Genomic DNA, 19,902 nt, shown 5'->3' on the forward strand with positions numbered 1-19,902 from the left:
AAAAGTAACGACATCCATGGCCGAGGAACGAAGTGTCTAGTTATGAAAGACGCCTCGCTCATGCGTGTTTTCTGTGGGCTGCTGCCTGCTTTACTGACTGATCGGCGCCAGCAGCGGAATTTTCCACTCGCCGTTCACCACTTCAGGTTTGGGCAGGTAAATGCGCAGCACTGCATAAAACGGCCCGTGAGGAGCCGGCAACCAGTTGATTTTCTTGTCGCCCACAGGCTCTGAGTGCTGCACATACACAGTCAACCCACCGTCCGCATCGCGCTTGAGTTTGGGCAGCATCCGTGAATTGATCAGGTAGCGCCGCTTGTGATTGGCCACCAGAAATTTAGTTTTTCCGTCATACAGGGTTAGCGACCAAAAGGCATCGGCCGGCGGCAGTTCATCCTTGTTGAAGTGCAAGGTGTAACTGTGTCGGGCACCGTTAACCGGCTTGCCTTGGCTGTCGGCGAAGTAGTTGATGTAGGTGGCTTCTTCGGCGGAGTTGCCGAAGAGGCCGATGTTCGCGCCGGCGTAGCGGTACAGGTAATTGCCTTTGAGGTGATCACGTGTGCCGAACAAATCACCGCTGCTGACCTGATGTGTATCGACCTTATCTTTCTTGAACTGCGCGAACTCGGCCTTGGCATCAGCGATACCGCCTTCCAATGCCTTGCGTTGCTCGGCACTGAGGTCGCTGAATTTGAACGGTTGACCGGCCGCGATGCCAATTTTTGCAAGGCGTGCCAGTAGGTCTTTTTCCACGTCCTGAGACGGCGCGAAGCTCAGCATGAAGTTCAGGTAACGGAACAGCTCCGGGCTGTCGCTCATGTCCGGCGTTGGCTTGGGCCAATCGATTTTCGGCGCAGCCGGCGGTGCCGGTTGCTTAAGGTATTGGCTCAGGGTTTGAACCTTGTAGGCGTTCTGGATCTGCTTGACCTTGCGCAGGTCATCGTTGTCAAACAGTTGCGTGCGATACAGCGCATAGGCGATGTTGCTTTCACTGCGTATCAGGCGATCGATATTCACCGGTTGCTGGCCCTGCCAGTCGGGGCCGACAAGCATGAAATTACCGCCCTTATTGCCAGTGCTGCGGGTGCCCAGGTAAGCAAAGTTCTGAGTGTAGAGGTCAATCAGTTGCACCGAGTAATAGCGGTTTTCAGCGATTGGCGGCAGGCTCAGTACCACCGGTTCGGTCCGTAGATCCATCCAGACGAACGAGTAGGGTGTGTCCGCGTTTGGCGTGACAAACGCTGTGTCCGCGGCTGTGAACACCTTGGCCGTGTTGGCGATCTTGTTGAACGGCGCCTTGAAGTTCGGTCCTCCTTTGTCCACCGCTTGGGTGTAGAGGGTTTTGTACATCTCCACCACCGGAAAACCATACAAATAGGCTTCCTTGGCGATGCCGCGGGCTTCTTCCGGGGTTGCGGTGAAATCCGCCCAGGCGCTGCAACTCAGCAGTAGCGAGAGGCCTGCCAGCAGTAAGCGGGATGTTTTTTCAATCGGCATGTCCTGTCCTTTTCATGAGTACGTCGGCGTCAATGCACAGCCGTGATATCGTCGATTTTTTCAGCCTATTGAACATAGAAGCGATCCCTTTCGTTGATCGGTTCGTTCTGAATGATCGGGCGTAAACCCCGCGTGTCCTTATAACAGTTAACAGTTGACCAGCGTCAGGCCGCTAATGCGGGTATCCAGATCGCGGACGTGCGCGGCGATGCCCAACGGTAGGCGCTCAGTCATGAGCCATAAAATATTGAACAGGTTCAGCTCACCCATGCCGGTGGTGTAGGCCTTGTTTGGGTGGGCAGGGCGCCAGGCTCAGGAGTGGGTTGCTCTCGTTGACGGCGTCTGCGTTCGCACGCCCCCAGATGCCATTAATGTCACCGCCATCAGTGCTTGGGCCATGCATGTTTAGACGTGACTCCACGGTTGCGCGGTGGCTTAGTCCTTGTCTTCGACCGATCCCCGTAATCTCTTTCTGATCAGGCCTGTAGGACATGTCTGCGAAACTAGCAGCTAACCACCGGTTAGCCAGTCGCGGGCTTTAATTCTTATGTTTTGTGTGCCGTGTTTGGGGCAAGCGCTAATCTGCCACGCCGTTGGCCAATGGATTGCTTCATTTATGCCGGTTTTGGAACTCAGAACGCTCATCCCCAGTCGTACCCCGAAGCACGTGCTCGAATTTTGCCTCGATAGTGCCAATTTTTCCTGAGCGGGTGATGCCGCTGGGTGATATCGATCCCAGTACCCCGACAATTGAAGCAGGCAAGCGCCGTTGGAACGGTTAATGGGACAGGCGACGGATGTTCGTGGCGCGCAATCGAAACAGGCTGTGCTTACTCAAACGAGCCCGCATGCCCGAAGTTCCACAGGCATTGTGTCGGTTGTGCGCGATGCATCTTGTTTCAGTAACGGCGCATGACAATTTGTATCTGGGCATAGGTCGTCGAGCCATTTCGTGGTTAACTTCGGCCTCTTGATAATTATTAACAACACCCTCCAGAAGGACTCCGTTCATGGCTCAAGTCACTCTTAAAGGCTCTCCGGTTCAAGTCAACGGCCAACTGCCACAAGCTGGCTCCAAGGCGCCAGCCTTTTCCCTGGTGGCCGGCAATCTGTCGGACGTGACCCTGGCGAGCTTCGCCGGCAAGCGCAAAGTATTGAACATTTTCCCAAGCGTCGACACCCCGACCTGCGCCACGTCGGTTCGCAAGTTCAACGCCCAGGCCAATGACATCGCCAACACTGTCGTGCTGTGCATCTCCGCGGACCTGCCGTTTGCCCAAGCTCGCTTTTGCGGCGCCGAAGGTCTGGAAAACGTACAGAACCTGTCGACCCTGCGCGGTGCAGAATTCATCGAGAACTATGGCGTTGCCATTGCTGATGGCCCGCTCAAAGGCCTGACCGCGCGTGCCGTGGTGGTTCTGGACGAAAACGACAACGTACTGCACAGCGAGCTGGTTAAAGAAATCGCTGAAGAGCCTAATTATGAAGCGGCGCTCGCCGTTCTCAAGTAAGCGCTTTTACAAAGGTTAACGGCCTGGCCCTGTCCAGGCCGTTTTCATTTGTGATTCAGTGTTTTGGACAAATATCCTGTTACGTAAGCCGAAGGTAAATTGCCGGTAAAGGCGCTTTGCTAAACATCAGTCAGTGCTTATCGTTCAGCCTCCCGTAATAGAAGCCCACGCGCCCATGGTTGATCATTCAATGCAATCCTCCACACCCCGTCGTTCCCGTCGCTGGCTGTTCGGCCTGCTTGTCCTGTTGATTATCGCGGGCGCGTGCTGGAAATTCTGGCCTGCCGGCAATAACCATGAGGCCACAACGAACAAAGCTGCCGCTGGGCATACGGGTAAGGCGGGGGGGATGCGTCCAGGATTTGGCGGGGCGACCGGGCCGATCCCGGTGCGCGTGGCGCCGGCGGTCAAAGGGGACTTCCCGGTCTATTACAAGGCCTTGGGCACCGTCACGGCGCTGAACACCATCAATGTACGCAGCCGGGTGGCTGGCGAGTTGATGAAGGTGTCGTTCGAGGAAGGCCAGATGGTCAAAGCGGGTGATCTGCTCGCCGAGATTGATCCGCGTCCTTACCAGAACGCCTTGCTCCAGACCGAAGGCACGCTGTTACAGAACCAGGCGCAACTGAAAAACGCTCAGGTGGATGTCGAGCGCTATCGCGGCCTGTTCAAAGAGGACAGCATCGCCAAGCAGACCCTGGATACCGCTGAAGCGCTGGTCGGCCAGTACCAGGGGACGGTCAAGACCAACCTGGCCGCCGTCAACGACGCCAAGCTCAACCTCGAATTCACCAAAATCCGTGCGCCGATTGCCGGGCGTGTCGGCTTGCGTCAGCTTGACGTCGGCAACCTGGTCGCGGCCAACGACACCACAGCGCTGGTGATCATTACCCAGACCCAGCCGATCAGCGTCGTCTTCACCTTGCCGGAGAACAGCCTCGACACCGTATTGGCACGCTATCACTCGGGCGCTAAATTACCCGCCGAAGCCTGGGACCGTGGCGACACGAAATTGCAGGCGACCGGCGTGTTGCAGAGCCTGGACAACCAGATTGACGTCAGCACCGGCACGCTGAAGTTCAAGGCGCGCTACGACAACCGTGATCAGTCGCTATTCCCTAATCAGTTTGTGAACCTGCACTTGCTGGCCGACACCCTCAAGGGGGTGGTGCTTGCGCCATCGGCAGCTATCCAGTACGGCACCAACGGCACCTTCGTCTACGCGCTGGATGGCGACAAGAAGGTCACGGTTCGCCAATTGAAAGTTGGCCCGAGCGACGGCAACAACACCGTAATTACCGAAGGCCTGGCTGTGGGCGATCGCGTCGTCCTCGAAGGCACCGACCGCTTGAAGGAAGGCAGCGAGGTGGAAGTGGTCAACGACACGCCACAAGTTCCGAGCACTGCGGCCGAAAACCTGCCAGGCAAGCCGGCCGCCGGTACTCCTGATGCCGCCGTTACCGACAAGGCGAAAAAGGGCGGCGCATGAACATCTCGCGGCTGTTCATCCTTCGCCCGGTCGCAACGACCCTGAGCATGCTGGCCATTATTCTGGCCGGTCTCATCGCTTACCGGCTGCTGCCGGTGTCTGCTTTGCCTCAGGTTGATTACCCGACTATCCGCGTCATGACCCTATACCCTGGCGCCAGTCCGGATGTAATGACCAGCGCCGTGACGGCACCGTTGGAGCGTCAGTTCGGGCAGATGCCGGGCCTGACCCAGATGGCGTCCACCAGCTCTGGCGGCGCTTCGGTGTTGACCCTGCGGTTCAGCCTCGACATCAACATGGATGTCGCCGAGCAGCAGGTGCAGGCGGCGATCAACGCTGCGACCAATTTGTTACCCAAGGATTTGCCCGCACCGCCGGTGTACAACAAGGTCAACCCGGCCGACACACCGGTGCTGACGCTGGCCATCACCTCCAAGACCATGCTGCTGCCCAAACTCAATGATTTGGTCGACACACGCATGGCGCAAAAAATCGCCCAGATCAGCGGTGTCGGCATGGTCAGCATTGCTGGCGGCCAGCGTCAGGCGGTGCGAATCAAGGTCAACCCCGAGGCCCTGGCCGCCAATGGTTTGAACCTCTCGGACGTGCGGACCCTGGTGGGTGCGTCGAACGTCAACCAGCCCAAGGGCAACTTCGACGGACCGACTCGGGTCTCGATGCTTGACGCCAACGACCAACTGACCTCGCCCAAGGATTACGCCAACCTGATTCTGGCTTATACCAAGGGTGCGCCATTGCGGCTCAAGGACGTCGCCGAAATCGTCGACGGCGCCGAAAACGAACGACTCGCGGCCTGGGCCAACGAAAACCAGGCCGTGTTGCTGAACATCCAGCGTCAGCCCGGTGCCAACGTTATTGAAGTCGTGGACCGGATCAAGGCCCTGTTGCCGAGCATCACCGACAACCTGCCGGCCGGCCTTGATGTCACCGTCCTCACCGACCGTACCCAGACTATTCGCGCGTCGGTTACCGACGTGCAGCATGAACTGTTGATTGCCATCGCGCTGGTGGTGATGGTGACCTTCCTGTTCCTGCGTCGGGCCAGCGCCACGATCATTCCCTCCGTGGCGGTGCCCCTGTCGCTGATCGGCACCTTTGGCGTGATGTACCTCGCAGGCTTCTCGGTCAACAACCTGACCCTGATGGCCCTGACCATCGCCACCGGTTTTGTGGTGGACGATGCAATCGTCATGCTGGAGAACATTTCCCGGTTCATCGAAGAAGGCGACAGCCCACTGAATGCGGCGCTCAAGGGCGCCAAACAAATTGGCTTCACCCTGATTTCCCTGACGCTGTCGCTGATTGCGGTGCTGATCCCGCTGCTGTTCATGGCCGATGTGGTAGGGCGCCTGTTCCGCGAATTCGCCATCACGCTGGCGGTGGCCATCCTGATCTCCCTGGTGGTATCGCTGACCCTGACGCCGATGATGTGCGCGCGGTTGCTCAAGCGTGAACCCAAGGAAGAAGAGCAGGGCCGCTTTTACCGGGCCAGCGGCGCGACCATTGACTGGATGATCGCCGCCTACGGGCGCAAATTGCAGTGGGTACTCAAGCACCAGCCGCTGACGTTGCTGGTAGCCATCGGCACCCTGGCGTTGACGGTGGTGCTGTACATGGTAGTGCCCAAGGGGTTTTTCCCGGTGCAGGACACCGGGGTGATTCAGGGTATTTCCGAGGCGCCGCAGTCGATTTCCTTTGCCGCCATGAGCGAGCGTCAGCAGGAGCTGGCGAAGGTGATCCTGGCGGACCCGGCGGTGCAGAGCCTGTCTTCCTATATTGGTGTGGACGGTGACAACGCGACGCTCAACAGCGGTCGTATGCTGATCAACCTCAAGCCACACAGCGTGCGCAACCTGAGTGCCACCAAAGTGATTGCCCGCCTGCAACCGCAAGTGGACAAGTTGATCGGTATTCGCCTGTTCATGCAGCCGGTGCAGGACCTCACCATTGAAGACCGGGTCAGCCGCACGCAGTACCAGTTCAGTATGTCGTCGCCGGATTCCGAATTGCTCAGCCTGTGGAGCGGTCGTCTGGTCGACGCGCTGGCCAAACAGCCGGACCTGACCGACGTCGCCAGCGATTTGCAGGACAAGGGTTTGCAGGTGTATCTGGTGATCGACCGGGATGCGGCATCGCGGGTCGGGGTCTCGGTGTCGAACATTACCGATGCGCTATACGACGCCTTCGGTCAGCGGCAGATTTCCACTATTTACACGCAGGCCAGCCAGTACCGCGTGGTCTTGCAATCACAGTCCGGAGAGAAGATTGGCCCTGATGCGTTGAACCAGATTCACGTCAAGACCACTGCTGGAACTCAGGTGCGTCTGTCGAGCCTGGCCCACGTCGAGGAACGTCAGGCGCAATTGGCGATCACCCACATCGGCCAGTTTCCGGCAGTGATGATGTCCTTCAACCTCGCCCCCGGCGTGGCGCTGGGGCATGCAGTAGACATCATTAATCAAGTGCAGAAGGACATCGGCATGCCGATTGGCGTGCAGACTCAGTTCCAGGGGGCGGCCCAGGCTTTCCAGGCCTCGCTTTCGAGCACTTTGCTGCTGATTCTGGCAGCGGTGGTGACGATGTACATCGTCCTCGGCGTGCTTTACGAGAGCTATATCCACCCGATCACCATCCTCTCGACCTTGCCCTCGGCGGCGGTCGGCGCCTTACTGGCGCTGCTGTTGAGCGGCAATGACCTGGGGATGATCGCGATCATCGGCATCATCCTGCTGATCGGTATTGTGAAAAAGAACGCGATCATGATGATCGACTTCGCCCTCGACGCTGAACGCAATCAGGGCATGGACCCTGAAAAGGCGATTTATCAGGCAGCGCTGCTGCGTTTCCGGCCGATTCTGATGACCACCCTGGCGGCGCTGTTTGGCGCCGTGCCATTGATGCTGGCCACCGGCTCCGGCGCGGAATTGCGCCAGCCGTTGGGTCTGGTGATGGTCGGTGGGTTGCTGGTAAGCCAGGTGTTGACGCTGTTCACCACACCGGTGATCTACTTGTATTTCGACCGTCTCGGTCGGCGCTGGGGCCGTGCGCCTTCGCGCGTGGAGTCGGTAGAGCAGCCATGAACCTTTCCGGTCCCTTCATCAAACGCCCGGTGGCGACCATGCTCTTGAGCCTGGCGATCATGCTGCTGGGCGGCGTGAGCTTTGGCTTGTTGCCGGTCTCGCCGCTGCCGCAGATGGACTTCCCGGTGATCGTGGTGACGGCCAGTTTGCCAGGCGCAAGCCCCGAGGTAATGGCCTCGACCGTGGCCACGCCGCTGGAGCGCTCCTTCGGCGCTATCGCCGGGGTCAATACCATGAGCAGCCGCTCCAGCCAGGGCTCGACCCGGGTGATATTGCAGTTCGACATGGACCGTGACATCAACGGTGCGGCGCGGGAAGTGCAAGCGGCGATCAATGCCTCGCGCAACCTGCTGCCCAGCGGGATGCGCAGCATGCCGACCTACAAGAAGGTCAACCCGTCGCAAGCGCCGATCATGGTGCTGTCCCTGACCTCGGACGTGCTGGAAAAAGGTCAGCTCTACGATCTGGCGTCGACGATTCTGTCTCAGAGCCTGTCCCAGGTGCAGGGTGTGGGTGAGGTGCAGATTGGCGGCAGCTCACTGCCGGCGGTGCGTATCGAACTCGAACCGCAGGCGCTCAATCAGTACGGCGTGGCCCTCGACGATGTGCGTAACACCATCGCTAACGCCAACGTGCGCCGGCCCAAGGGTTCGGTCGAGGACGACCAGCGTTTGTGGCAGGTGCAGGCTAACGATCAATTGGAGAAGGCCAAGGATTACGAGTCGCTGATCATTCACTACAACAACGGTGCGGCGTTGCGTCTCAAGGACGTGGCCAAAGTCAGTGACAGCGTCGAGGACCGCTACAACAGCGGCTTCTTCAACGACGATGCGGCGGTGTTGCTGGTGATCAACCGCCAGGCCGGTGCCAACATCATCGAGACCGTCAACGAAATCAAGGCTCAGTTGCCGGCGTTGCAGGCGGTGTTGCCGGCCAGCGTCAAACTGAACCTGGCGATGGACCGTTCGCCGGTGATCAAGGCGACCCTGCACGAGGCGGAGATGACCCTGCTGATCGCTGTGGCTTTGGTGATTCTGGTGGTGTTCCTGTTTCTCGGTAACTTTCGCGCCTCGCTGATTCCGACATTGGCAGTCCCGGTGTCGCTGGTGGGCACCTTTGCGGTGATGTACCTCTATGGGTTTTCCCTGAATAACCTGTCGTTGATGGCGCTGATTCTCGCCACCGGGCTGGTGGTGGACGATGCCATTGTGGTGCTGGAGAACATTACCCGGCACATCGATGAAGGGGTGCCGCCGATGAAAGCGGCTTACCTCGGCGCCAAAGAAGTCGGTTTCACCTTGCTCTCGATGAACGTGTCCCTGGTGGCGGTGTTCCTGTCGATTCTATTCATGGGCGGCATCATAGAGAGCCTGTTTCGCGAGTTTTCCATCACGCTGGCTGCGTCAATTGTGGTGTCGCTGGTGGTGTCCCTGACGCTGACCCCGATGCTCTGCGCCCGATGGCTTAAACCGCACACGCCGGGCCAGGAAAATCGTTTGCAGCGCGGCAGTCGCCGGGCCAACGAATGGATGGTCGGCAAATACGCCACCAGCCTCGATTGGGTGTTGCGTCACCGTCGGTTGACGTTGCTCAGCCTGATCGTGACCGTTGGCGTCAACGTGGCGTTGTACGTGGTGGTGCCCAAAACCTTCATGCCCCAGCAGGACACGGGCCAATTGATCGGTTTCGTGCGTGGCGACGACGGGCTGTCGTTCAGCGTGATGCAACCGAAAATGGAAGTCTTCCGCCGTGCCGTGCTCAAGGACGACGCGGTGCAAAGTGTTGCCGGTTTCATTGGCGGTAATAACGGTACCAACAATGCATTCATGCTAGTGCGTTTGAAACCGATCAAGGAACGGGGTGTGTCCGCGCAAAAAGTCATCGAACGCCTGCGCAAGGAAATGCCCAAGGTTGCCGGTGCGCAATTGATGTTGATGGCCGATCAGGACCTGCAATTTGGCGGCGGTCGTGAACAGACGACCTCCCAGTATTCCTACATCCTGCAAAGCGCCGATCTGGGCTCGTTGCGCGAGTGGTATCCGAAAGTCGTGGCCGCCCTCAGAACCTTGCCGGAGCTAACGGCCATTGATGCCCGTGAAGGTCGCGGTGCTCAGCAAGTCACCCTGATCGTCGATCGTGACCAGGCCAAGCGCCTGGGGGTGGACATGGACATGGTTACTGCCGTGTTGAACAACGCCTACAGCCAGCGGCAAATTTCAACAATCTATGACAGCCTCAACCAGTATCAAGTGGTGATGGAGGTCAACCCGATCTACGCCCAGGACCCCATCACGCTCAAACAGGTTCAGGTGATTACGGCGGCCGGTGCGCGGATTCCGCTGTCCACCATCGCCCACTATGAAAACAGCCTGGAAGACGACCGGGTCAGTCACGAAGGCCAGTTTGCCTCCGAGAGCATTTCCTTCGACATGGCTGAAGGCGTCACGGTGGAGCAGGGCACGGCCGCTATCGAGCGGGCGATTGCCAAGCTCGGCATGCCCGAAGACGTGATTGTGAAAATGGCCGGCACCGCCGATGCCTTCGCCGCGACGCAGAAGAGCCAGCCGTGGATGATTCTGGGGGCGTTGGTGGCGGTTTATCTGGTTCTCGGTGTGCTCTATGAAAGCTACATTCACCCGCTGACGATTCTGTCGACGCTGCCATCGGCTGGGGTCGGCGCATTACTATCGATCTACGCCCTGGGTGGGGAGTTCAGCTTGATCTCGCTGCTGGGGCTGTTCCTGCTGATCGGTGTGGTGAAGAAAAACGCGATTCTAATGATAGACCTGGCGTTGCAACTGGAACGCCATCAGGGCCTGAGTCCGCTGGATTCAATTCGCAGCGCTTGCCTGCAACGGTTGCGGCCGATCCTGATGACCACCCTGGCGGCGATCCTGGGCGCGTTGCCGCTACTGCTCAGCCGTGCCGAAGGCGCGGAAATGCGTCAGCCGTTGGGCCTGACCATCATCGGCGGGCTGATTTTCAGCCAAGTGCTGACCCTTTACACCACTCCGGTGGTTTACCTCTATCTCGACAAACTGCGCCATCGTTTCAACCATTGGCGTGGGGTGCGTACCGATGCTGCTCTGGAAACTCCGCTATGACTGACCGTTCGCTTATCACTCTGGCTACACCGCTGGCCATGGCTCGGGGCTCGCGTTTGCTGAGTCTGTCGTTGTGCGTGGCAATGCTCAGCGCTTGCGCGGTCGGTCCCGATTACCAGCGCCCGCAAACGGCTGAACCGGCACAGTACAAGCAAGCCGAAGGCTGGCGGCAGGCCAACCCGAGTGATGCCTTGGCACGCGGCGCCTGGTGGGAGTTGTACGGTGATCAGCAGCTCAACGGTCTGGTCGAACAACTCAATAGCGCCAACCAAACGGTGGCCCAGGCCGATGCGCGCTATCGGCAGGCCCAGGCGTTGGTGAGCACCGCCCGCGCTGCGTTTTATCCCACCATTGATTTGAGCGCTGGAAAAACCCGCTCCAGTCAGGGCGCCGGCAGCAGTAGTTCAAGCCTGAGCAGTTCTTCCAGCGGTATTCGTGATACCTACAACGCTCAATTGGGGGTTAGTTGGGAAGCCGATATCTGGGGCAAATTACGCCGTGGCCTGGAGGCCAACGAAGCCAGTGCCCAGGGGAGCTTTGCCGACCTCGCCGCGATGCGCCTGAGTCAGCAGTCGGAACTGGTGCAGAATTATTTGCAGTTGCGGGTGATCGACCAGCAGAAGCGTTTGTTGGAATCAACGGTCGAGGCGTACCAGCGCTCCCTGCAGATGACCCAGAACCAATACCGCGCCGGTATTTCCGGGCGCTCCGCCGTGGCCCAAGCCCAGACGCAGCTCAAATCCACGCAGGCCAGTCTGGTGGATTTGATCTGGCAGCGTGCCCAGTTCGAAAACGCCATTGCGGTGCTGATCGGCTTACCGCCGGCGCAGTTCAACCTGGCTGAAACCCAGGGCATTCCGGCGCTGCCGCAGATTCCCTTGAACCTGCCGTCGCAACTGTTGGAACGCCGACCGGACATTGCGTCGGCCGAACGTTCGGTGATTGCCGCCAACGCCAACATCGGGGTGGCGAAAGCCGCTTACTACCCGGACTTGAGCCTGAGCCTCAGCGGTGGTTACAGCAGCAGTACCTCCAGCAACCTGATCAGCTTGCCAAACCGCTTCTGGTCGGTGGGGCCGAAAGTGACGTTGCCACTGTTCGACGGCGGCGCGCGTTCGGCGGATGTCGATCGCAATGAAGCGCTGTACGACGAAACCGTGGCCAAATACCGCCAGACCGTACTGGATGGCTTTCGCGAGGTGGAAAACTACCTGGTGCAGCTCAAAGTCTATGAGGACGAAGCAGCGGTGCGCCAGGAAGCGCTGGACGCCGCTCGGGACTCCCTGCGCCTGACACAAAACCAGTACAAGGCGGGCTTGATTGCTTATCTGGACGTGGTGGTGGTTCAAGCGACGGCACTGAGCAATGAGCAAAGCGTCCTGACGTTGATGCAGAGCCGATTGATCGCCAGTGTGCAACTGATTGCCGCGCTCGGTGGTGGTTGGGACGGGCAGTTGCAGAAGGCGGAGAAGCCCTGATTCCGGCACTTTCAGCTTTGTATCGCCGCGCTTTTTGGGTGTCAAACAAGCGTTTCATCGGGTTGATGGCACTTTGATAACTTTGTCAGTGCGTTCTGGCGCGTAATCAGTACAATCGTGCGCTTTGCCCCACTGAGAATGGACGCGGTATGGTGTGGCGGTCACGAGAAATCCCATGCTTATTGGCACCTACTCTCCCGCGCTGGTTTTCATTTCGATCTGCGTGGCGATTCTTGCTTCTTATACCGCGCTTGACCTCACCGGGCGGATAGCGACCGCCAAGGGGCTGGCGGTTCACTTCTGGACCGCCGGTGGCGCCGTCGCCATGGGGGTTGGCGTCTGGTCGATGCATTTCATCGGCATGCTCGCGTTCAAGTTGCCCATCGAACTGGGTTACGACCTCAGTATTACCCTTCTCTCGTTGCTGATCGCGGTCCTGTCCTGCGGCTTCGCCCTGTGGCTGGTGAGTCAGCCGCAACTGCTGGCCTGGCAATTGGCATTCGGCGCGTTGGTCATGGGGGCCGGGATCAGTGCGATGCATTACACCGGTATGGCGGCGATGCGTATGCAGCCTGGCATCGATTACGATCCTGCGCTGTTCAGTACCTCGCTGGTGATTGCGGTGGGCGCCTCCGCCGCGGCGTTATGGATCGCCTTTCGCCTGCGCCAGCACTCGCCTTACGTTGGCCTCTTGCGCGGCGGCGCCGCGGTGATCATGGGGGTCGCCATCGTGGGTATGCACTACACCGGCATGGCGGCAGCGCGTTTTGCCGACGGTGGTTTCTGTGGTGCGGCCCTCACCGGGTTGAGCGGCAAGGGACTGGACAACCTGGTACTGATCACTACTCTGGCGGTGTTGAGCATCGCCTTGCTGACGTCGGTTCTGGATGCGCGTCTGGAGGCGCGCACCGCCGACCTGGCCCATTCCCTGACCGAAGCCAACCGCGAACTGACTCAGTTGGCTTTGCACGATACCTTGACCGGTTTGCCTAACCGTATGCTGCTGGCTGACCGCATCGAGCAGGCCATCTCCAAGGTGCAGGAGCAGGGCGGTTGTTTTGCGTTGATGTTCATCGATCTGGACGGATTCAAACCGGTCAACGACGCCTTTGGTCACCATATGGGCGATCAGTTGCTGCGCGAGGTCGGCCTGCGCCTGCGTGAGGACTTGCGTAGCCAGGACACCTTGGCACGGATTGGCGGTGACGAATTTGTGCTGCTGGTGCGACTAACTGAACCCGGCGATGCACTGAGTCTGGCAGCTCGTCAGGTCGGGCTGATTGCGCGTTCGTTTCGGGTCGCCGAGCACGACTTGCAGATTTCCGCCAGCGTCGGCATCGCGGTTTACCCTGGCAACGGTCAGAGCGCTCAGGAACTTCTGATGAACGCCGACGCTGCCATGTACCACGCCAAAGGTGCCGGGAAAAACGGCTACAGCTTCTTTGACGCCTCCATGAACAGCAATGCCCGTAAACAACTGCAACTGCTGCAAGACCTGCGCAATGCCGTGGATTTGCAGCAGTTCAAGCTGCATTACCAGCCCAAGTTCGACGCGATGAATGGTCGACCGGTCGGTGCCGAGGCACTGCTGCGTTGGGAGCACCCAGCCCAAGGCATGCTGCTGCCGGACAAATTCATCGATTTAGCGGAAAAAACCGGGCTGATCATTCCCATCGGCGAATGGGTACTCAACGAAGCGTGCCGCCAGATGCGTGAATGGTATGTGCAGGGCTACACCGACTGGCGGATCGCGGTGAATCTTTCGGCGTTGCAGTTCTGTCATGTCGGGCTGGTGCAAAGCGTCGCCAAAGCGCTCGCCACGCATCATTTACCCGCCAATAGCCTGACCCTGGAAATCACCGAAACCACCGCCATGAGCGACGCCGACGCGAGCATGACGGTGCTTCAGGAACTGTCGGAAATGGGCATCGATTTGTCCATCGATGACTTCGGCACTGGCTATTCGAGTTTGATGTACCTCAAACGCCTGCCAGCGAATGAACTGAAAATCGACCGCGGTTTTGTCCGCGATCTGGAGCACGACAGCGATGACGCTGCCATCGTATCGGCCATCGTCGCCCTCGGTCAGGCGCTGGGGTTGCGCATTGTTGCCGAGGGCGTCGAGACCGGTGTGCAACAGGAGTTCCTGACGAAGCTGGGGTGTAATTCGCTACAGGGTTACCTGCTGGGCCATCCGCTGCCTGCGGATCAGTTTATGGCGGACATCCACCGTGGTGAGCAGCGGGCGGTGGGGGCTCATTCATCCTGCGGGTGATAGCCCTTATGCAAAACTTGCCAATGCCGGTTACTCTGGGCCCCGACTGCTTACGCTAGAAACGGGGAAAGTCAGCATGGACAAAGTCATGATCATCACCGGCGGTAGCCGTGGCATCGGCGCGGCCACCGCGCTGTTGGCCGCAGAGCAAGGCTATCGGATCTGCATCAACTATCAGTCCGACGAACAGGCTGCGAACCGCGTACTGGAACAGGTTCGCGCCTTGGGCGCCGAGGCCATTACGGTCCGGGCCGACGTCAGTATTGAAGACGAAGTGATCGCCATGTTCCACCATGTCGACACTGAGCTGGGGCGGGTGACCGCGCTGGTCAACAACGCGGGCACCGTCGGGCACAAGTCTCGGGTGGATGAGATGTCCGAGTTTCGCATTCTCAACATCATGAAAACCAACGTTCTGGGGCCTATTCTCTGCGCCAAGCACGCGATCCTGCGCATGTCACCCAAACACGGTGGGCAGGGGGGCAGTATCGTCAATGTGTCGTCGGTGGCGTCGCGCTTGGGCGCGCCCAACGAGTATGTGGATTACGCGGCGTCGAAAGGCGCGTTGGACAGTTTCACCATTGGCCTGTCCAAGGAAGTGGCGGGCGAGGGGATTCGCGTCAACGCGGTACGTCCCGGTTACATCTATACCGATTTCCATGCGCTGAGCGGCGATCCGGACCGGGTCAGCAAGCTGGAGTCGGCGATTCCGATGGCCCGCGGTGGCCGGCCGGAAGAAGTGGCGGAGGCGATTATCTGGCTGTTGTCGGACAAGGCCTCTTATGCAACCGGGACCTTCGTTGATCTTGGCGGTGGGCGCTAAACGCTGACCGTTCCCACTTGCGCGCGAACGGTCACTGTCAGAACGAGCGAACAATCCGTCCCAGCGTCTCCATCGCTCTCTGCGACGCCTCATCCCACGGGCTGCCGTAGTTCAAGCGAATGCAATTCCTGAAGCGCCGGGTCGGCGAGAAAATCGGCCCCGGCGCGATGCTGATGCCCTGCGCGAGTGCCATCTGGAACAATTTCAGTGAGTCCATCTGCGGTGGCAGTTCCAGCCACAGGAAATAGCCGCCCGCCGGTTGGCTGACTCGGGTTTGTGCCGGAAAATAGCGCGCAATGGCGGCGAGCATCGCGCTTTGCTGTTCTTCCAGGGCATAACGCAGTTTGCGCAGGTGTCGATCGTAGCCGCCATGTTGCAGGTAATCGGCGATGGCCGCCTGGGCTGGCATCGAGGCGCAGAGCGAGGTCATCAGCTTCAGCCGTTCGATTTTTTGCGCGTAACGCCCGGCAGCCACCCAGCCGATCCGATAGCCAGGGGCCAGGCTCTTGGCGAACGAACCGCAATGCATCACCAGCCCTTCGGTATCAAAAGCCTTGGCCGGTTTTGGGGCTTGTTGACCGTAATAGAGTTCGGCGTAGACATCGTCCTCGATCAGCGGCACCTGATGGCGGCGCAATAACTCAACCAGCTCCTGTTTCTTTGCCTCGGGCATGGTCGCCCCCATCGGATTCTGGAAACTGGTCATGCACCAACACGCTTTGATCGGGTGGCGCTCCAGGGTTTGCGCCAGTACGCCGAGGTCGATGCCATCGCGCGGGTGTACGGGGATTTCCACGGCTTTGAGTTTCAGCCGTTCCAGCACTTGCAGGCTGGCGTAAAACGCCGGGGCCTCGATGGCCACTAGATCGCCGGGTTCGGTAACGGCTTGCAGGCATAGGTTCAGTGCCTCCAGTGCGCCGTTGGTAATCAGCAGTTCTTCCATGGGCAGCATCAGACCGCCGACCATGTAGCGCAGGGCGATTTGTCGACGTAGCTGTGGGTTGCCTGGCGACATGTCGGTCACCACCATGCGTGGGTCCATGTCCCGCGCGGCACTGGCCAGAGAACGTGACAAGCGTTGCAGCGGAAACAGCGTAGGGCTCGGGAAGGCCGAGCCGAACGGCACGGTGGTCGGGTCTTTGATCGAATCCAGGACCGAAAACACCAGTTCACTGACATCGACTTCGGTGGATTCGTTGACCTGACTGCTGATCACCGGCTCTGAAAACGGGCTCGGTGCGTGGGTGTTGACGAAGTAGCCTGAGCGCGGCCGAGCACGGATCAGCCCGCGACGTTCCAGCAGGTAATACGCCTGGAACACGGTGGACGGGCTGACCCCATAGGTCTGGCTGGCGTAGCGCACGGACGGTACGCGCTGGCCGGGTCCAAGGACGCCGGAGCGGATTAGTTCTGCGATGTCTTCGGCGAATTTTTCGTAGCGTTTCATCGAGTGCCTGGGTTGGTTTTATTCTGAAAATCGGCGCTGACTTCTGCGTGAGCCGGCCGCACCGCAGTCTAAGGGATCAACGATTCATCGGTGCAACAAACCGGCTTTTGGCCACGCTGTAGATGTCGGGCTGATCGCGGTCGACAATCTTGAAGCGGATGGTTTGTGAGCTGCTGCTCGGGCGTTCGGCGGTCATCGCCACGGATACCGGCACATCGACAATCTCGCCGGGCGCCAGGCTCAGCTCGGTCTTGCCTTGCAGTTGGAATCCATCGCCCGCTACCAGGCTCAAGTGGTACGCCTGGCGCTGCTGGGTTTTGTTGATGACTTTAAGGCTGTAGATATTTTCGATAAGGCCTTCACTGTTCTCACGGAACAGGCCACGGTCCTTGCTCACATCCAGCGATACCATTGGCCGTTCCACCAGCGCCAGGACCAGCGCGCCGATCATCAGCAACAACACGGCGGTGTAACCGATCAAGCGTGGCCGCAGCAGATGAGTCTTGCCACCCTGCAGCTCATGCTCGCTGGTGTAGCTGATGAGTCCACGGGCGTAGCCCATTTTGTCCATGATCGAATCGCAGGCGTCGATACACGCCGCGCAGCCGATGCACTCCATCTGCAAGCCGTCGCGGATGTCGATACCGGTCGGACAGACTTGCACACATAACTGGCAATCAATGCAATCGCCCAGCCCGATGTTGGCGGGTTTGACCTCGCGTTTGCGTGGACCACGGATGTCACCCCGCGCCGCGTCGTAGGAAATGGTCAGGGTGTCTTTGTCGAACATCACACTCTGGAATCGCGCATAGGGGCACATGTGCATGCACACCGCTTCACGCAGCCAGCCGGCGTTGATGTAAGTCGCCCCGCTGAAGAAGATGACCCAGAACAAACTGACACCCGCCATTTGCAGGGTCAGTAGCTCTTCGGCCAGCGGTCGGATGGGTGTGAAGTAACCGACAAAGGTCAGTCCGGTGAGCACGCTGATGGCCAGCCACAGCGTGTGCTTGGCCGAGCGCCGTAGCAGTTTGTTCAGGCCCCAGGGGGCGGCGTGCAGTTTGATCCGCTGGTTGCGTTCGCCCTCGGTGATTTTCTCGCACCACATGAAGATCCAGGTCCAGGAGCTTTGCGGGCAGGTGTAGCCGCACCAGACCCGGCCGGCAAACACCGTAATCGCAAACAAGCCGAACGCGGCGATGATCAGCAAGGCCGAGAGCAGGATGAAATCCTGTGGCCAGAAGGTCGCGCCAAAAATATGGAATTTGCTTTCGGACAGGTCCCAGAGCACCGCTTGACGGTCGCCCCAGGTCAGCCACACGGTGGCGAAGAACATCAAAAACAGAAAACCTGCGCCGGTCATGCGCAAGGTCCGGAACAGACCGGTGAAGCTGCGGGTGTGGATCAGATTATCGCTGGACCTGGCCTTCATCTTTGGACGCGAAGGCTCATGGCTTTTGACTAACGGGGTGCTTTCTACGGTTCGGACGGGGATTCTATCGCTCATGGTCTTTCGCTCATCAGCCTCCATCAGGCCGGTGAACTATGAGCGGCAATCTGTTTGCATAACAGACTCAGCTATTGCAATAAAAAGCAGATCAGATGAGCGTCCAGGTGGAGCCTGCGACACGTTGATGCAGTGGGCATCGCGGGCTGCGAATCTCTATATCGGGTGCACGGAGGGGGTGTTTGGACTGGCCCCTATCAAACCGGACACCTGCACCCCGTTAAATTGATGCCGCTGCCAAACGCCTAAACTCCCGTGGTGAACGGTATTTCAGCGCGCTGTGCGGATGCTCCTCGTTGTAATGCTCAAAGGCAATCGTCAGGTTACGCAAGGCTGTTTCCCGGTCAGGTTTGGGCATGTGCGCGACGTAGTCGCGTTTCATCGTTTTGACGAAGCTCTCGGCCATGCCGTTGCTCTGCGGGCTACGCACCGGTGTGGTCACCGGTTGCAAACCGATCTGTCGGGCAAACTGGCGTGTCTGTTCAGCGATGTAGGCCGAGCCATTGTCGCTCAGCCATTGCACCGGGGTGGCAGGCGCCTCTTCACCGAAGCGTTTTTCCACCGCCTCCAGCATCAGATCACGGATATCGTCGCCGCTGTACCCGGTCGGGCTGGCCACCCAACCGATGGCTTCGCGGTCGCAGCAGTCCAGGGCAAAGGTCACGCTCAGCTTGGCGTTATCATCACAGCGAAACTCAAACCCGTCCGAGCACCACCGGGTATCGCTGGTGGCCACGGCAATTCGGCCTTCGTGACGGCGTGCCACACCCGGTTGTTTAATCCGTCGCTCCAGCAGCAACTGATGATCGCGCATGACGCGATAAACCCGCTTGACGTTGATCGGCGCCTGACTCTGCTTTTCACGCCGACGACGCAGCAACCCCCACACACGGCGGTACCCGTAGCTGGGCAGTTCACTCACTTCAGCCTGAATTTCTTCGACCAGTGCGGCATCGTCCAGCGCAGGGCGACGCCGCTCGACCTGAGCATTTGGGTTGAGTCGAACCGTCAATTGCGAGCGCGCTACACCGAGACTTTCACTGATCAGCTTCACTGGTCGTCCCCCGGCAACAAGGGTGAGTGCGCAATCCATTTTCGCGACCGAGCAATCTCCACAGCTTCCTGAAGGATCTCGACCTGCATGGTTTTCTTGCCAAGCATGCGCTGTAGCTCGCGGATCTGCTTGAGCGCATCGGCCAGCTCGGAAGCGGGCACCACGCTCTCCCCAGCACTGACAGCCGAGAGACTGCCGCTCTGATAGAGCTTGCGCCACTGAAACAACTGGTTGGCATTCACGCCATTCTGTCGAGCCACCACCGAGACGCTTTGCCCCGGTTGCAGGCTCTCGCGAACCATGGCCAGTTTTTGCTCCGGGCTCCAGCGGCGACGCCGCTCCTGACCCAAAAGCTCCCCACCCTTATCGTTTCTATTAGTCATATACACAGTCGTTTGCCTATCCCTTATGTTAAGGGGGAAACGGTGTCCTGTCTTTCAGGGGGCTCGTCCAGTGTTGATCCGGGTCAGTCAAATCATCGAATCACGGTCGGTGGCCTTTAATCACTTAAGACAATCAACGGCGACGGTTAGGGCGTCAGCCTCTGCTTCGCTCATATTCTCCACGCTCGCTTCTGCGTTGAAGCGGTAAAAAACCGAGAGGGCGTGAAGCCCCC

General features: G+C 59.1%; 12 protein-coding genes. 7 read left to right on the forward strand and 5 right to left on the reverse strand.

Annotated features, from left to right (window positions below; translation table 11 throughout):
• Window positions 1-90: 90 nt before the first annotated feature.
• Both RHM68_RS11395 and RHM68_RS11400 read right to left on the reverse strand, forming a co-directional pair.
• Window positions 91-1,497: a DUF1254 domain-containing protein gene (locus RHM68_RS11395; RefSeq protein ID WP_322222987.1), complete on the reverse strand. Its 1,407-nt coding sequence runs from the start codon at window positions 1,495-1,497 to the stop codon at window positions 91-93.
• Window positions 1,498-1,644: 147 nt separating this feature from the next.
• Window positions 1,645-1,767 carry a hypothetical protein gene (locus RHM68_RS11400; RefSeq protein ID WP_322222989.1) on the reverse strand — a complete coding sequence of 41 codons (123 nt, stop codon included), beginning with the start codon at window positions 1,765-1,767 and terminating at the stop codon, window positions 1,645-1,647.
• 740 nt (window positions 1,768-2,507) lie between these two features.
• On the opposite strand from RHM68_RS11400, the gene tpx reads away from it, so the two are divergent.
• The 7 genes from tpx (at window position 2,508) to RHM68_RS11435 (ending at window position 15,278) form a co-directional block, all read left to right on the forward strand.
• Window positions 2,508-3,008: a thiol peroxidase gene (gene tpx / locus RHM68_RS11405; RefSeq protein WP_077749974.1), complete on the forward strand. Its 501-nt coding sequence runs from the start codon at window positions 2,508-2,510 to the stop codon at window positions 3,006-3,008.
• A gap of 175 nt (window positions 3,009-3,183) precedes the next feature.
• On the forward strand, window positions 3,184-4,497 hold the full coding sequence (locus tag RHM68_RS11410; RefSeq protein WP_322222991.1) for an MdtA/MuxA family multidrug efflux RND transporter periplasmic adaptor subunit: 1,314 nt from the start codon (window positions 3,184-3,186) through the stop codon (window positions 4,495-4,497).
• Window positions 4,494-7,598 carry an MdtB/MuxB family multidrug efflux RND transporter permease subunit gene (locus RHM68_RS11415; protein WP_322222993.1) on the forward strand — a complete coding sequence of 1,035 codons (3,105 nt, stop codon included), beginning with the start codon at window positions 4,494-4,496 and terminating at the stop codon, window positions 7,596-7,598. The genes RHM68_RS11410 and RHM68_RS11415 overlap by 4 nt, the downstream gene beginning before the upstream one ends.
• Window positions 7,595-10,702 carry an efflux RND transporter permease subunit gene (locus RHM68_RS11420; RefSeq protein WP_322222995.1) on the forward strand — a complete coding sequence of 1,036 codons (3,108 nt, stop codon included), beginning with the start codon at window positions 7,595-7,597 and terminating at the stop codon, window positions 10,700-10,702. The genes RHM68_RS11415 and RHM68_RS11420 overlap by 4 nt, the downstream gene beginning before the upstream one ends.
• Window positions 10,699-12,180: an efflux transporter outer membrane subunit gene (locus tag RHM68_RS11425; RefSeq protein WP_322222997.1), complete on the forward strand. Its 1,482-nt coding sequence runs from the start codon at window positions 10,699-10,701 to the stop codon at window positions 12,178-12,180. Before RHM68_RS11420 ends, RHM68_RS11425 begins: the two co-directional genes overlap by 4 nt.
• 175 nt (window positions 12,181-12,355) lie before the next feature.
• The gene (locus RHM68_RS11430) at window positions 12,356-14,455 is read left to right on the forward strand and encodes a putative bifunctional diguanylate cyclase/phosphodiesterase (RefSeq protein WP_322222999.1); all 2,100 of its coding nucleotides are present in this window, start codon (window positions 12,356-12,358) and stop codon (window positions 14,453-14,455) included.
• Between the two features lie 76 nt (window positions 14,456-14,531).
• Window positions 14,532-15,278 carry an SDR family oxidoreductase gene (locus tag RHM68_RS11435; protein WP_322223001.1) on the forward strand — a complete coding sequence of 249 codons (747 nt, stop codon included), beginning with the start codon at window positions 14,532-14,534 and terminating at the stop codon, window positions 15,276-15,278.
• Window positions 15,279-15,315: 37 nt separating this feature from the next.
• Here the strand turns inward: RHM68_RS11435 and mapR are convergent, their stop codons facing one another.
• From mapR to RHM68_RS11450, 3 genes are all read right to left on the reverse strand, one after another.
• Complete coding sequence (gene mapR, locus RHM68_RS11440; protein ID WP_322223003.1) at window positions 15,316-16,725, reverse strand: GntR family transcriptional regulator MpaR; 1,410 nt, start codon at window positions 16,723-16,725, stop codon at window positions 15,316-15,318.
• 76 nt (window positions 16,726-16,801) lie between these two features.
• On the reverse strand, window positions 16,802-18,232 hold the full coding sequence (gene ccoG, locus RHM68_RS11445) for a cytochrome c oxidase accessory protein CcoG (protein ID WP_322223005.1): 1,431 nt from the start codon (window positions 18,230-18,232) through the stop codon (window positions 16,802-16,804).
• 220 nt (window positions 18,233-18,452) lie between these two features.
• Window positions 18,453-19,669, reverse strand: a protein-coding gene (locus RHM68_RS11450) for an IS3 family transposase (RefSeq protein ID WP_322216042.1) whose coding sequence is annotated in 2 segments (ribosomal slippage) — window positions 18,453-19,324 and window positions 19,324-19,669 — 1,218 coding nt in all. Because the reading frame shifts where the segments join, the coding sequence is not laid out codon by codon here.
• Window positions 19,670-19,902 lie beyond the last annotated feature (233 nt).

It is taken from the genome of Pseudomonas sp. DC1.2, from assembly GCF_034351645.1.
In the GTDB taxonomy this organism is placed as follows: Bacteria; Pseudomonadota; Gammaproteobacteria; order Pseudomonadales; family Pseudomonadaceae; genus Aquipseudomonas.

Bases quoted from the DNA above. Each gene is read 5' to 3' on its own strand.
- RHM68_RS11395 (WP_322222987.1), bottom strand. From the start codon at position 1,497: ATGCCGATTGAAAAAACATCCCGCTTACTGCTGGCAGGCCTCTCGCTA.
- RHM68_RS11400 (WP_322222989.1), bottom strand. From the start codon at position 1,767: ATGGGTGAGCTGAACCTGTTCAATATTTTATGGCTCATGACTGAGCGC.
- tpx (WP_077749974.1), top strand. From the start codon at position 2,508: ATGGCTCAAGTCACTCTTAAAGGCTCTCCGGTTCAAGTCAACGGCCAA.
- RHM68_RS11410 (WP_322222991.1), top strand. From the start codon at position 3,184: ATGGTTGATCATTCAATGCAATCCTCCACACCCCGTCGTTCCCGTCGC.
- RHM68_RS11415 (WP_322222993.1), top strand. From the start codon at position 4,494: ATGAACATCTCGCGGCTGTTCATCCTTCGCCCGGTCGCAACGACCCTG.
- RHM68_RS11420 (WP_322222995.1), top strand. From the start codon at position 7,595: ATGAACCTTTCCGGTCCCTTCATCAAACGCCCGGTGGCGACCATGCTC.
- RHM68_RS11425 (WP_322222997.1), top strand. From the start codon at position 10,699: ATGACTGACCGTTCGCTTATCACTCTGGCTACACCGCTGGCCATGGCT.
- RHM68_RS11430 (WP_322222999.1), top strand. From the start codon at position 12,356: ATGCTTATTGGCACCTACTCTCCCGCGCTGGTTTTCATTTCGATCTGC.
- RHM68_RS11435 (WP_322223001.1), top strand. From the start codon at position 14,532: ATGGACAAAGTCATGATCATCACCGGCGGTAGCCGTGGCATCGGCGCG.
- mapR (WP_322223003.1), bottom strand. From the start codon at position 16,725: ATGAAACGCTACGAAAAATTCGCCGAAGACATCGCAGAACTAATCCGC.
- ccoG (WP_322223005.1), bottom strand. From the start codon at position 18,232: ATGAGCGATAGAATCCCCGTCCGAACCGTAGAAAGCACCCCGTTAGTC.